This is a genomic window from Pseudomonas monachiensis, from assembly GCF_047345015.1.
Classification (GTDB): Bacteria; Pseudomonadota; Gammaproteobacteria; order Pseudomonadales; family Pseudomonadaceae; genus Aquipseudomonas; species Aquipseudomonas monachiensis.
Window position 1 is genome coordinate 1,990,336 of record NZ_CP178857.1, and the last position, 12,276, is coordinate 2,002,611.

Annotated in this window: 12 protein-coding genes; 6 read left to right on the forward strand and 6 right to left on the reverse strand. The window is 60.1% G+C overall.

What is annotated here, in order from left to right; translation table 11 throughout:
- Nucleotides 1–16 precede the first annotated feature (16 nt).
- A complete protein-coding gene (locus tag ACMDB8_RS08955) occupies nucleotides 17–745 on the reverse strand; it encodes a murein L,D-transpeptidase catalytic domain family protein (protein ID WP_056722106.1) in 729 nt (242 codons plus the stop codon).
- 81 nt (nucleotides 746–826) lie between these two features.
- Between ACMDB8_RS08955 and ACMDB8_RS08960 the strand changes: the two genes are divergently transcribed.
- Nucleotides 827–2,581 (forward strand): L,D-transpeptidase family protein, encoded by a 1,755-nt coding sequence (locus ACMDB8_RS08960; protein WP_223542394.1) that lies wholly within the window; start codon nucleotides 827–829, stop codon nucleotides 2,579–2,581.
- A gap of 183 nt (nucleotides 2,582–2,764) precedes the next feature.
- On the opposite strand, the gene ACMDB8_RS08965 is transcribed toward ACMDB8_RS08960, so the two are convergent.
- Nucleotides 2,765–3,232 carry a hypothetical protein gene (locus ACMDB8_RS08965; RefSeq protein ID WP_409079149.1) on the reverse strand — a complete coding sequence of 156 codons (468 nt, stop codon included), beginning with the start codon at nucleotides 3,230–3,232 and terminating at the stop codon, nucleotides 2,765–2,767.
- Nucleotides 3,233–3,444: 212 nt separating this feature from the next.
- On the opposite strand from ACMDB8_RS08965, the gene ACMDB8_RS08970 reads away from it, so the two are divergent.
- A complete protein-coding gene (locus tag ACMDB8_RS08970) occupies nucleotides 3,445–5,016 on the forward strand; it encodes a sensor domain-containing diguanylate cyclase (protein WP_409079148.1) in 1,572 nt (523 codons plus the stop codon).
- Between the two features lie 135 nt (nucleotides 5,017–5,151).
- On the opposite strand, the gene ACMDB8_RS08975 is transcribed toward ACMDB8_RS08970, so the two are convergent.
- On the reverse strand, nucleotides 5,152–5,475 hold the full coding sequence (locus ACMDB8_RS08975) for a hypothetical protein (protein ID WP_223542397.1): 324 nt from the start codon (nucleotides 5,473–5,475) through the stop codon (nucleotides 5,152–5,154).
- 205 nt (nucleotides 5,476–5,680) lie between these two features.
- Between ACMDB8_RS08975 and ACMDB8_RS08980 the strand changes: the two genes are divergently transcribed.
- Both ACMDB8_RS08980 and ACMDB8_RS08985 read left to right on the forward strand, forming a co-directional pair.
- On the forward strand, nucleotides 5,681–6,475 hold the full coding sequence (locus ACMDB8_RS08980; protein WP_056722114.1) for an exodeoxyribonuclease III: 795 nt from the start codon (nucleotides 5,681–5,683) through the stop codon (nucleotides 6,473–6,475).
- 114 nt (nucleotides 6,476–6,589) lie between these two features.
- A complete protein-coding gene (locus ACMDB8_RS08985) occupies nucleotides 6,590–7,420 on the forward strand; it encodes an arylamine N-acetyltransferase family protein (protein WP_056722116.1) in 831 nt (276 codons plus the stop codon).
- 55 nt (nucleotides 7,421–7,475) lie between these two features.
- Here ACMDB8_RS08985 and ACMDB8_RS08990 read toward each other — a convergent pair whose 3' ends face one another.
- Together ACMDB8_RS08990 and ACMDB8_RS08995 are read right to left on the reverse strand one after the other, a co-directional pair.
- Nucleotides 7,476–7,781, reverse strand: coding sequence for a BrnA antitoxin family protein (locus tag ACMDB8_RS08990; RefSeq protein WP_056722118.1), 306 nt, complete (start codon nucleotides 7,779–7,781; stop codon nucleotides 7,476–7,478).
- A gap of 3 nt (nucleotides 7,782–7,784) precedes the next feature.
- Nucleotides 7,785–8,066 carry a BrnT family toxin gene (locus ACMDB8_RS08995; RefSeq protein ID WP_056722121.1) on the reverse strand — a complete coding sequence of 94 codons (282 nt, stop codon included), beginning with the start codon at nucleotides 8,064–8,066 and terminating at the stop codon, nucleotides 7,785–7,787.
- Nucleotides 8,067–8,321: 255 nt separating this feature from the next.
- On the opposite strand from ACMDB8_RS08995, the gene ACMDB8_RS09000 reads away from it, so the two are divergent.
- Both ACMDB8_RS09000 and ACMDB8_RS09005 read left to right on the forward strand, forming a co-directional pair.
- Entirely contained in the window at nucleotides 8,322–9,839 is a 1,518-nt protein-coding gene (locus ACMDB8_RS09000) for a nucleobase:cation symporter-2 family protein (protein WP_056722123.1), read from the forward strand.
- A gap of 126 nt (nucleotides 9,840–9,965) precedes the next feature.
- Complete coding sequence (locus tag ACMDB8_RS09005; RefSeq protein ID WP_056722125.1) at nucleotides 9,966–10,592, forward strand: TetR/AcrR family transcriptional regulator; 627 nt, start codon at nucleotides 9,966–9,968, stop codon at nucleotides 10,590–10,592.
- A 148-nt stretch (nucleotides 10,593–10,740) separates the two neighbouring features.
- Here the strand turns inward: ACMDB8_RS09005 and ACMDB8_RS09010 are convergent, their stop codons facing one another.
- Nucleotides 10,741–12,201 carry an efflux transporter outer membrane subunit gene (locus ACMDB8_RS09010; RefSeq protein ID WP_056722128.1) on the reverse strand — a complete coding sequence of 487 codons (1,461 nt, stop codon included), beginning with the start codon at nucleotides 12,199–12,201 and terminating at the stop codon, nucleotides 10,741–10,743.
- Between the last annotated feature and the right edge of the window lie 75 nt (nucleotides 12,202–12,276).

Genomic DNA, 12,276 nt, shown 5'->3' on the forward strand with positions numbered 1-12,276 from the left:
CAGGCTGAGGCGAAGATTACAGTTTTGACAGGTTGGGCGTCGTTTTCTGGCTTGAAGTGGACTTTTCCCTCGAGGCCACGGTGTCGCCGCCGCAGTTGATGTAGGACGACGACTTCAGCCAGCGTTGGTCCGGGTAGTAGGAAAACAGCAACTGCCCGTCCTTCATCGAATCAATCAGCCGGTGGGCAATCGCCGGTCTGACGGCGGGGCAACCCAGGCTGCGGCCGATACGGCCATTGGCGCGGGCCAGCACCGGGCTGACATAGGGCGCGCCGTGAATGACGATGGCCCGGTCAAAGGCGTTGTCGTTGAAGCCGGGCTCCAGGCCTTCCATGCGCAACGAGTAACCGTTCTGGCCGAGGTAGCTTTGCTGGGTGCGGAACAGGCCGAGGCTGGTGGCGTGGCTTTCGTTGCGGTTGGAAAACAGCGTGGCCATGTTTTCACCGCTGTTGCGACCATGGGCGACGAGTTCGTGAAACAGCAACTTGCGCCGCTTAAGATCGAAGACCCACAGGCGTTGTTCGGTCGAGGGCAGGGAGTAATCGATCACCGCCAGTCGTTGGGCGGGGGCGACACCCTGGGCGCGGCTGCATTGGGTGGCGCGAACGGCCAGGGCAATCACTTTGGCGTCGGCGCCGGGTGCTGCTTTGACCAGCGCGTTTTCAAGCGAATCGGCGTAGGCTGACGTTACTGAAAGGCACGTCAGTAAAATGGCAAATAAAAGGCCAAAGCGGTTTAGCGCCATAGTCGGGTCTCATCATGATAATTTCGAGTCTAGCAGCGAGTGGAAAGCTAGCCGTTTGAAACGGAGGATTAAGGATTATCCATGGTGCAATTAACAAGGTCATTCGTCATAAGCCGCATATTTTTTATGGGCTTTCTGATCAGCGGTGCGGCGTTTGGGCAAACTTCGCCGATTGAGCCGGTATCTGCGCCGAGCAGCACAATCGATGCCGCGGCGCCCGACGACGCGGTCGGCCAAGCGATTCAGGCGACGCTCGAACCGCTGCGCTCGGCCTTTCCGCCGTTGCTCACCTCCAGGCGCCATCAGCGTGTGGATGTCAGCCGGGTGGTGCTGGATTTCTATATGCATCGCAACTATCGCGCCGCGTGGACGGACGATCGTGACGTGGCGCAATTGCTCAAGAGCCTCGAAGACACCCGGATCGACGGCCTGAACCCATCGGATTTCCGCATAGCCGAACTGGCCCAGGCCCATGAATCGCTGGTGGCGGCCATGCCATCCACGGCGCAACGGGCGATGTTCGACATGGCGGCGACCCGCACCTTCATCACCGCGCTGCTGCAACTGCGACGGGGCAAGGTCGATCCGTCGCGGCTGGACATTCACTGGAATTTCGAACCTGCCGGCGGCGATGCCCACGAGGACATGAACAATCTGTTTGCCGCCCTCGATGCCCACGACGTGGCGCGTGCATTCGCCGATGCACCGCCTCAGGAAGAGATTTACCGCAATTTGCGTGAAGGCCTGGCCCGGTTGCGTCAGGTCCAGGATGCGGGCGGCTGGCCGAAAGTCACCGAAGGTCAATCGCTCAAGCCCGGTATGGACGGGGTGGCGGTCTCACAACTGCGCGCGCGCCTGGTGGCGGGCGGTTACCTGGACCCGCATCTGTCGAAAAAAGCCGGCTACGACGATAAGGTCATTGCCGCGGTGAAGAAATATCAGGCCGAGCAATACCTGGGGGCCGATGGCGTGGCGGGGGCGGCGACGCTGGCGGCACTGAACGTGCCGGTCGCGGCGCGGATCGATCAGGTGCGGGTCAACATGGAGCGCGCCCGGTGGCTGTTGTACAAGCTTCAGGGCACCTTCGTGATCGTCGATATCGCCGGCTACAAGGTGGCGATGTACCGCGACGGTCTGCCGATCTGGCGTTCGCGGGTGCAAGTCGGTAAACCGGTGCGCAGTACGCCGGTATTCCAGGCCGAAATCACCTACATCACGTTCAACCCGACCTGGACCGTGCCGCCGACCATTCTCAAGCAGGACGTGATTCCAAAAGTCCAGAACGATCCGGGCTATCTGGCGGCCAACCGGATTCGCGTGCTTGATCGCGAAGGCAATGTGCTCGATCCGTCGAGTGTCGACTGGAGCAACCCGCGGGGCATCCACCTGCGTCAGGATGCTGGCCCCGACAGTTCGCTGGGGCAGGTGGTCATCCGTTTCCCCAACGACTATGCGATTTACCTGCATGACACGCCGCACCGCGAACTGTTTGCCAAAACGGTCCGGGCCACCAGTTCAGGCTGCATCCGCGTGGAAAACCCGCTGCAACTGGTCGAGTTGTTGTTCAACGACCCGGTGCGCTGGAACAGCGCCGGCATCCAGAAGCAATTGGCCAATGGCCGGACCGAGAACGTCCTGCTGCCGGTGAAAGTGCCAGTGTTGTTGGCTTACTGGACCGTGGACTTGAGCAATGACGGGCGGGTGACGTTCAAGCCCGACATTTATGATTACGATGCCAGGGTGCTGCAGGGCCTGAGTCAGCCTACGAAGTTGCCGGCCCTGGACTTGCGTCGTGCAGAGATACCGCTGGTGGTGACGGGGCAGAACCAACTGTAATGAACGACTGAAAAAGGGCGCCTCTGGAGCGTAATGCCGATCAGTCTGAACATTGCAATCCCTGTGGGAGCGAGCTTGCTCGCGATGACGGTCGCACATTCAAAATCAATGTGTCTGACAGTCAGCCATCGCGAGCAAGCTCGCTCCCACAGGTTTCGTGTGTCGACTGATCGGCTACCCCCCCTAAAGCGCCAATCCTTGTTGCACCACTGCCAACAGATCGCTTTCCGTCAGCGCTATCGCATCCAGCTGCGCGGTGGCTTGCTCGATCGTTTGTAGCCACCAGTGTGTTTCACCGTGTTCATCCACGGTGCGCAACAGGGCGAGTTCATTGCCTGCGGTGTGGATTTCGACCCGCCCCTCGCCATCGGTGGTGAAGCGTGCAACCGGGTCAAAGGTAATGCTGTGCTCGTTGCCGGTGATCACCAACTGGTCGATGGCGTAGTCGTAAGCGTCGCCATCGGGGTGACTCTCGAACACGTGGGTGGGGTTGCGCCGCAGGACCAGGCCCGCTTCGGTCAAGGGCAGCAGCCAGGTTTCTATCCGCTGATACAGTTCGTAGACCAGGCCCGGCCAGCCATCGATCGCCTGATCCGCGCTGGTCAGCCGTGTCTGTTTCAATTTTGCAGCGAGCTCGTCTGCTTTGTTCATGTCGATTCCCTGTATTGAGGTCTGTCTAATCGTAGCTCGTTGATGCGCAGGCAGTGTTTGCCCTGGGTCATGTTCGCAGCTCAGGCAGGGCAGGCGTGATACCGCTGGGCAAGTGGCCACCCATTTGTCCTGGATAACCCCGTAAACTACGCCCCACGAAGACTGAGGGCTTCGGGTTGTTGCCCACGCCTTGCCCCCGACAGGATGAATTTTTGCCCACGCGCTTTAACGACCTGGACCACACCCCTGGCATCGCATTGAAACGCATACCGCTGCGCAAGGCCGCGGTATTGTTCATTGTGACGGTGTGCCTGTGCCTGTGCGGTTTGCTCTACCTGCAACTGGAACAGTCCCGTCGCCACGACCTGAGCCTTGCGCAAGTGGCGTCTTCGAACCTGACGCGGGCCATGGCGCAGCAAGCCGAAGATACCTTCATGAAGGCCGACCTGGTGCTGACCAGCCTGGTGGACTGGATTCAGGTCGATGGTTTCGGCCCGGACCAGCGGCCACGCTTGCAGCAGACCTTCGCCCGGCGGGTGCTGGCGCTGGATCAATTGCACGGCATCCTGCTGTTCGACCAGAAGGGCCAGTGGGTGGTGACCTCGTTTGAAAACCTGCCCCGGGGTCCCGGCGTCGCCGATCGCGAGTACTTCAAGTATCACCAGCAGAACGTATCGTCGGTGGCGCATATCGGCCCGGCCATCCGCAGTCGGGAAAACGGCGAGTGGATCATTCCGGTTTCCAGGCGGGTCAACGACAGGAACGGGCACTTCCAGGGCGTATTGCTGGCCGGCATCAAGATGTCGTACTTCGACCAGTTCTTCAAAAGCTTCAGCCTCGACGACAACGGCTCGATGTTTCTCGGCCTGACCGATGGCACGTTGTTGGCGCGCCGGCCTTTTGTAGAGGCGCAGATCGGCGTTTCGCTGGCCCAGAGCGAGATCTTCCAGAAGTTCCTGCCGCTGGCCACCTCCGGCAATGCGATGTTCGCGTCCACCATTGATGGTGTGACGCGCATGTACGGTTACCGACAGCTGGAGGGCTATCCGCTGGTGGTCGCTGCTGCGTCGTCCACGGAGTCTATTCTCGCGGGCTGGTACGACACGGCGTTTCGCTCCAGTCTCATCGTTGCCGTGGTGCTGCTGGGTGTGGGGCTGTTCGGGTGGGTGTTCCTGCATCAGGTGCGTGTTGGCGAGCGGGTCGAGTCGGATTTGCGCAGGGCCCAGCAAGCGCTGGAACTGATCGCCACCCACGACAGCCTGACCGGGCTGGCCAACCGCCGACTGTTCGAGCGGGCGCTGGACGTCGAGTTTGGGCGCGGTGCCCGGCAGGCCAGCCCGTTGAGCCTGATCATGCTCGATATCGATTACTTCAAGCGTTACAACGACACCTACGGCCACGTGGTGGGGGATCACTGCCTGGCCGAAGTGGCGCGCGCGCTGAAAAGTTGCTGCCAGCGCAAGGCCGATCTGGCGGTGCGTTACGGCGGCGAAGAGTTTGCGGTGCTGCTGCCGGACACCGACATCCATGGCGCCATGACGATTGCCGAGCATATCCGTCGCAGCGTCATCGACAGGCACATCAGTCACACCGGCTCGCCCAACGGCTATGTGACGGTCAGCCTCGGTTGCTATTCGTTTGTGCCGTCGGGGCGTGACAGCATGGATGTGTTTGTCGAGCGGGCGGATGCGGCGCTGTATCAGGCCAAGCATTCGGGGCGAAACCGCGTGGCAACCTTGTCGATGGCCGGTGGTGTCGAGGCGTTGATGCGCTCCGACCGCTGAAGTGCCGTTGCTGCCGATGGTCTGTCTCCCGGACCAGGCTCGATTGATCGTATAGAGTTCGGTTAGCGCTGCCGAACCCGCCGGCGGTCAAGCCGATGCAAGCCTCGGGCGACCAAGACCCTCAACGACTGCAGGTCATTGGCGGCTTTGGCCTGTCCAGCTACCCGTTCCGCCGCCAGCTCCGCCGGTTCCGCCACCGGGCGCACCGGTGCCACCGCCCGCGCCACTGCCCGGACCATTGACGCCGGTAGTGCCGCTTGAGGAGCTGGGGCCGCGACTGCTGCTATTGCCCGAGGGGGCACTGGGGCGGTTGTTGTCTGGCAGCAGGGTTGAATTGCGGGTCGCGCCGGGTGCCGTACCGGGCGTGCCAAGGCTATCGCCGGACGCCGCAAAGGTGGCCAGGGACGTTGCCGACAAGCATCCGGCCAAGAGCAACGAAGTCATTCTGATGTTCATCATGGTCGTCTCCCGGAGTGAGTCGTTACCTGATGTTGGTGTGACGGGGCACGCGGTTGGTGCTGACCGGATGACGAGCGGCTGTCTCAGCGCCGGCCATCATCTTCCAGCTTACGCTCAAGGGTCTACGCCCCCGAGATTGGTGACGCAACCTCCGAAACGTGCTGCTGTCACACGTCAGGCATCTCGCCCTCAGGAGTGTCCATTCATGAAGAAACTGCGGATTGCCACGTTCAACGTCAATGGCCTGCGCGCACGGCTGCCGAATCTGCTGGCCTGGCTTGAGCGGGAAAAACCGGACATCGCCTGCCTGCAGGAGTTGAAGGCGGTGGACAGCGCATTCCCGGCGGCTGAACTTGAGGCGGCCGGCTACGGCGCCATCTGGCAGGGGCAGGCGTCCTGGAACGGCGTGGCGATCCTGGCGCGGGATGCGCAGCCGCTGGAAAGCCGACGCGGATTGCCCGGCGATGACAGCGACAACCACAGTCGTTATCTGGAAGCCGCTGTCCACGGGGTTCTGGTGGGTTGTCTGTATCTGCCCAACGGCAACCCGCAACCGGGGCCGAAATTCGAGTACAAGCTGGCGTGGTTCGAACGGCTTATCCGTCATGCGCAGACACTTCAAGGCAGCGAACATCCGGTGGTGCTGGCGGGCGACTACAACGTGGTGCCCACCGACCTGGACATCTACAACCCGCGCTCCTGGCTCAAGGACGCCTTGCTGCAACCGGAAAGTCGCGAGTGCTACCAGCGGTTGCTGGACCAGGGCTGGACCGATTCGTTGCGGCACTTGCATCCGCAGGACCGGCTCTACACGTTCTGGGATTATTTTCGCCAGCATTGGCAGAAAAACTCGGGGCTGCGCATTGATCATCTGCTGCTCAACCCGGCCCTGAGTCCGTATCTGCAAGACGCCGGGGTGGATGCGTGGGTGCGCAACGAGCCCCATGCCAGCGACCACGCGCCGACCTGGATTCAATTGGGCTCGCACAAGCGGCGTTGAGTTTTTTCATGCCGGGTGATTGGCTAAATCAATTGTCGGCGACAGTGCTTGATCCCGTATACATAGCGGCCACTGGCGGAACAATCCGCCGCTTGCGTGCAAAAGGATTGAACGATGAGCGAGCCACGCCTGACCGACCTTGTCTTGTATCTGCGACGCCTGGGCTTCGATGCACCTCCGGCACCGACCCTGGAAACCTTGCGCCAGCTGCAATTGCGCCATACCGGCGTTTTCCCGTTTGAAAACCTCACCACGTTATCCGGCGAACCGGTGCTGATCGACTTGCCGTCCATCGAGCAGAAGGTCTTGCACGATGGTCGTGGCGGGTACTGCTACGAACTCAACAACCTGTTCCTGGCCTTGCTTCAGGATTTGGGTTTCGACGCCCGTGCCATCAGCGGCCGGGTGGTGATGGGCCAGCCGGAGGGTGCCTGGACGGCCCGGACCCATCGCCTGAGCCTGGTCATCATCAATGACGTGCGCTACATCACCGACGTCGGCTTCGGCGGCATGGTGCCGACCGCGCCCCTGCTGCTTGATACTCGCGCCGAACAACCCACCCCACACGAGTCGTATCGCATCGACCTGCACGTCGATGGTTTTACCCTGCGCGCCAACGTCGCGGGCGAATGGCGAGCGATGTACATCTTCGACCTGCAACGCCAGGAAGACATCGATTTCGCTGTGGGCAACTGGTACGTCTCGACCCACCCCGAGTCGACTTTCGTCAAGCAGTTGATGGTGGCGCGCACCGGGGAGGGATGGCGGCGCACGCTCAACAACGGCAGCTTCGCGATTCACCGGATTGGCCATGACAGCGAGCGGCGGGAGGTGACGGATGTTCAGGAACTGATTGGCCTGCTGGGCAGCGAGTTCGGCATTCGCGTACCGGAACAGGCGCAATTGGCGCGGACGCTGGAACGATTGATCACTGCACCCCGGTAGCTGGCTGATCCTGGATATCACCAAGGGCTGATCCGATTGATCGGCCCTTGGTGTTTCAGGGCCGGACTCCCGGCTCCATCACCCGCTGGATTTCGCGCAAGGCCTCTGCCAGTTTCTGCTCCAGGCCCTTGAGTTCGGCAGGGGTCAGGGGTTGCTTCAGGTGCGCGCGCTTGCCTTCGTTGAGCAAGGCTCGGCGCAAGGTATTGTTAATCGCCGTCTGGTAGCCGTACCCCTCGTTTTCCGCCAGAGCCCGGGCGGCTTCGATGACAGCGTCATCGAGCATGATGGTTATGCGGGTCTTGCCTTTGGCGGGCACCACGGCCCCGCGCCTGGCGTTGCTGAAATCGTATTCGTCTTTCATCGGTCATGCCTCCAGGTACTGGCGGCGCTCGCTTTTGGTGGCGACGCGCGCGGAAATGATTCGAACGAAATCCGGATCGCGGTGGGTATACACGACAACCAGCAAACGGCCTTTGGCATCCAGCCCCAGGGTGATCCAGCGTTGTTCATCATGGTGGTTGTCCTCGATGGTCAGCGCTCGTTCGTCATGGAATACCGGTTCAGTCTCTGCGAGGCTGATGCCTTGGTGCTTGAGTTTGTTGGCTGCGTTCTTTGCCTTGTGGAACTGAATTTCGAATGGCTTCATTATGCATACTTTATATGTATATAGAAGGGGCAGACCTTACCGATGGTCGCCAGGAATTCAAAAGACTAGTCAGCACCCGGTGGTGGGCGGCGAGGGATGTATTTCGAGGTTTTTGGCGGGGCCGGGAAGGTGGGGATCGGGCGGAAATGGACAAGTATCCATTTTGTGACCGACAAGTTGTATACAACTCTATAGACATTTGTCCTATGTCTTGCATACAGTGTGCGCATAACAAAAACCAGGGAACCCCCTACCATGAAAACGCCCCATGTTTCACACCAACGGCCCGAGGACGAAAACCTAGGGATCGGCGCGAATATGGCTTATGGCCTGCAACATGTTCTGACCATGTATGGCGGTATCGTCGCTGTGCCATTGATCATCGGCCAGGCGGCCGGGCTCTCGCCAGCGGACATCGGTTTGTTGATTGCTGCTTCATTGTTTGCGGGGGGGCTGGCAACGCTGCTGCAAACCCTGGGTCTACCGTTTTTTGGTTGTCAATTGCCGCTGGTGCAGGGCGTATCCTTCTCTGGCGTCGCGACCATGGTGGCGATTGTCAGCAGTGGCGGGGAGGGCGGGTTTCAATCGGTGCTGGGGGCGGTGATAGCGGCGTCCCTGATCGGGTTACTGATAACCCCGGTGTTCTCGCGTATCACCAAGTTCTTCCCGCCGCTGGTGACCGGCATCGTGATTACCACCATCGGCCTGACGCTGATGCCGGTAGCCGCGCGCTGGGCAATGGGCGGCAACAGCCATGCGCCGGACTTCGGCAGCATGGCGAACATCGGTCTGGCGGCGGTAACGCTGGTGCTGGTGCTGTTGCTGAGCAAAATCGGTAGCGCGACCATCTCCCGCCTGTCGATTCTGCTGGCCATGGTCGTCGGCACGGTGATCGCGGTGTTCCTCGGTATGGCGGATTTCTCCTCCGTGACCCAGGGCCCGATGTTCGGCTTCCCGACGCCGTTCCACTTCGGCATGCCGACCTTCCACTTCGCTGCGATCCTGTCGATGTGCATCGTGGTGATGGTGACGCTGGTGGAGACCTCGGCGGACATTCTTGCCGTCGGCGAAATCATCGGCACCAAGGTTGACTCCAAGCGCCTGGGCAACGGCCTGCGCGCCGACATGCTGTCGAGCATGTTCGCGCCGATCTTCGGTTCCTTCACCCAGAGCGCCTTCGCCCAGAACGTCGGCCTGGTGGCGGTCACCGGCATCAAGAGCCGCTACGTGGTGGCCACTGGCGGTCTGTTCCTGGTGCTCCTCGGCCTGCTGCCGTTCATGGGCCGGGTCATCGCCGCCGTACCGACCTCCGTACTGGGTGGCGCCGGCATCGTGCTGTTCGGCACCGTCGCGGCCAGCGGCATTCGGACCTTGTCCAAGGTCGACTACCGCAACAACGTCAACCTTATCATCGTTGCCACCTCGATCGGCTTCGGCATGATCCCGATCGCGGCACCGAGCTTCTACGATCAATTCCCGAGCTGGTTCGCAACCATTTTCCATTCGGGCATCAGTTCGTCGGCGATCATGGCCATCGTGCTGAACCTGACCTTCAACCACCTCACCGCCGGTAACTCCGACCAGCAATCGGTGTTTGCGGCCGGTACCGAGCGAGTGCTGCGTTATCAGGATCTGGCGGCGTTGCGTGAAGGGGACTACTTCAGCGACGGTAAACTGCACGATTGCGACGGCAAGGAGATTCCGGTGGTTGAGGTGGACCACGAGCATGGCGAGCCACGGGCGGCGCACGTGAAAAGCAGTGAGCATGTCTGACGCTCACGGCGACTGAAAAGGGCCGATCTGTCGAATAGACAGATCGGCTTTTTGCTGTCGGTTTGTGACTATAAAACTAATCGGTCACAAGTTGTCAGTCTTTGATAGGGTGAGTAAGCTGTACTCATGAATCAGCCATCAAAATCTTCCTCTTCGCCTAGCCTCCGTGGCCCGGCCGATCACGACATTCGAGACCAGATTGTCGCAGCGGCCAATGAACATTTCAGTCAGTACGGCTACGGCAAAACCACGGTTTCCGACCTGGCTAAGGCCATCGGGTTTTCAAAGGCCTACATCTACAAATTTTTTGATTCCAAGCAGGCGATCGGTGAAGCCATCTGCGCAAATTGTCTGGCAGAAATCGTCGCGGCTGTGGAGCAGGCAATCAATGTAGAAGACCTGTCGCCGACGGAGCGCTTTCGACGCTTGGTCAAGACGGTGATCGCCACAGGTGTGAATCTGTTCTTCAACGACCGAAAACTGTATGACATTGCAGCGTTCGCGGCGTCGGAAAGCTGGCCCAGTACGCAGGCTTATGACGCACAGATCAAACGCTTCGTGGCGCAAATCGTGCGAGAGGGGCGAGAGATTGGCGAATTTGAACGCAAGACTCCGCTGGATGAGACAGTAGAAGCGATACATCTCGCGCTGCGACCATTCGTCAACCCTTTACTGCTGCAATACAACCTCGATTTCGTCGAGGAGGCGCCCACGCTCACCTCCAATCTCATCTTGCGTAGCCTCATGCCTTGACCTTCGGCTAAAGGTTTGCGGCATACCCGGGTAAGCACCAGATCATCAAAACGGCTTTTAACTTTGCCCTTCTTCCCATCCATCGAAGGGCATTTTATTTATCTGTTTTGTGATTATTTATTGAGTTGGTCACTTCGCTCCTATCAGGTCATCGTGTCGCAACAGGCTGGGCTTCAGGAGGTTGCCAGCCACCACCTAGCGACTTGAATGCCGCAACCGCCGCTCGTGCCGATTCCGTTCGTGCTTGAGCTCGGGCATCAGAAGCCTGCAGCAACGTCTCGTCAGCGTGCAGAACATCGATCAGGCTGGCCGTGCCTTTCTCATAGGCAATGAACGACGATTGGCGAGCCTGTGTCAGAGACGCCTCTCCAACAGTGAGGGTGGTTGCTTGAGCTTCCCGATTCACCAGTGAGGAGAGCGCGTTCTCGACATCCTCGGTGGCACGCAGTACGGACTGACGGTAAGCGGCCAGGGTTTCGGTCTCCTGTCCCTTGGCTTGGTCGATTTGGGCGTTTATGCGACCGAAGTCGAAGAGTCTCCAGCGCAGTCCCAATACGCCCGCCGACTGGCTGGCGCCGCCGGTAAAAAGGTTGCCTGCGGAGACAGCCGTGGCACTACCCAGCAATGCGCCAAGGGAGAATTTCGGGTAGTACTCAGCAATCGCCTCTCCGATGCGTGCGTTTGAGGCTGCAAGATGGCGCTCAGCCACAATGAGATCTGGCCTGCGGCGCAGCAAATCGGCCGGCGTTCCCATTGCCTTTATCTGCGGCGCTACCGGAATGCTCCCCGCACTTGCCAATTGCGTGCGGTGAGTGCCTGGCGGCGTGCCGAGCATGACATCCAGCGCATTCATCGCAGCATCCAGTCCGGTCTGCAGGGCCGGCACTGTTGCTTGGACCTGCGATAGCGCCCCCTCGGTCTGGCGAACCTGATAGTTGGCGGCGAGCCCCTTGCTGTAGAGCAATTGGACTTTCTCTAACAAATCCTGCTGCGTTTTGACTTGCCTATTCGCAATGTCCAGCCGGGTCTGCAGTCCGCGGATAGTGATGTAGATATCAGCGGTCTGCGCGGCGATGGCCAATCTAGTGGCAGCGACGCCCGCCTGGGAAGCCTGGTACTCGGCAAGAGCAGCCTCGTGTCCGCGGCGCAATCCGCCAAAGACATCTGCCTCCCAGCTGGCATCGAGGTTGGCCTCGTAGGAACTTGCGTACCGATCATTGCCAGGTGTTGAGTTCAACACCTGGCCGAGCGGCGTCTCGATTGACTGGTAGGAACGCGCGGCCTGTGCGCTGATGTTCCCTGAGGGGAGTAAAGCGGCATTTGCAGCACCTAGTCCGGCCCGCGCCTGCGTGACTCGCGCCGACGCCTGCGCCAGGTCCAGATTCTGCTCAAGCGCCTTGGAGATGAAGTCGGTGAGCACTGGATCACCAAAGCCTTCCCACCAGGCTACAAGGCTGGCCGGCGTCGCTCCACGCCGCTGCTCGACAGAAGACTGACCCAAGTAACGATCCGAAAGCGGAGCGTCTGGACGATGGTAGTCCGGACCGACCGCGCAACCTGCCAATAAGCCGGCGCTGACCAAAAGAGCGATGGGGCGGAGGGGAGGCATTGAGATTCCTTCAATAGAGGATATTTGTGACCATATTACGCAATAGTCACAACCTGTCAATTGAGGTGATTTGAG

Coding starts and splice junctions, on each gene's coding strand:
- ACMDB8_RS08955 (WP_056722106.1), bottom strand. CDS start 745: ATGGCGCTAAACCGCTTTGGCCTTTTATTTGCCATTTTACTGACGTGC.
- ACMDB8_RS08960 (WP_223542394.1), top strand. CDS start 827: ATGGTGCAATTAACAAGGTCATTCGTCATAAGCCGCATATTTTTTATG.
- ACMDB8_RS08965 (WP_409079149.1), bottom strand. CDS start 3,232: ATGAACAAAGCAGACGAGCTCGCTGCAAAATTGAAACAGACACGGCTG.
- ACMDB8_RS08975 (WP_223542397.1), bottom strand. CDS start 5,475: ATGATGAACATCAGAATGACTTCGTTGCTCTTGGCCGGATGCTTGTCG.
- ACMDB8_RS08980 (WP_056722114.1), top strand. CDS start 5,681: ATGAAGAAACTGCGGATTGCCACGTTCAACGTCAATGGCCTGCGCGCA.
- ACMDB8_RS08985 (WP_056722116.1), top strand. CDS start 6,590: ATGAGCGAGCCACGCCTGACCGACCTTGTCTTGTATCTGCGACGCCTG.
- ACMDB8_RS08990 (WP_056722118.1), bottom strand. CDS start 7,781: ATGAAAGACGAATACGATTTCAGCAACGCCAGGCGCGGGGCCGTGGTG.
- ACMDB8_RS08995 (WP_056722121.1), bottom strand. CDS start 8,066: ATGAAGCCATTCGAAATTCAGTTCCACAAGGCAAAGAACGCAGCCAAC.
- ACMDB8_RS09000 (WP_056722123.1), top strand. CDS start 8,322: ATGAAAACGCCCCATGTTTCACACCAACGGCCCGAGGACGAAAACCTA.
- ACMDB8_RS09005 (WP_056722125.1), top strand. CDS start 9,966: ATGAATCAGCCATCAAAATCTTCCTCTTCGCCTAGCCTCCGTGGCCCG.
- ACMDB8_RS09010 (WP_056722128.1), bottom strand. CDS start 12,201: ATGCCTCCCCTCCGCCCCATCGCTCTTTTGGTCAGCGCCGGCTTATTG.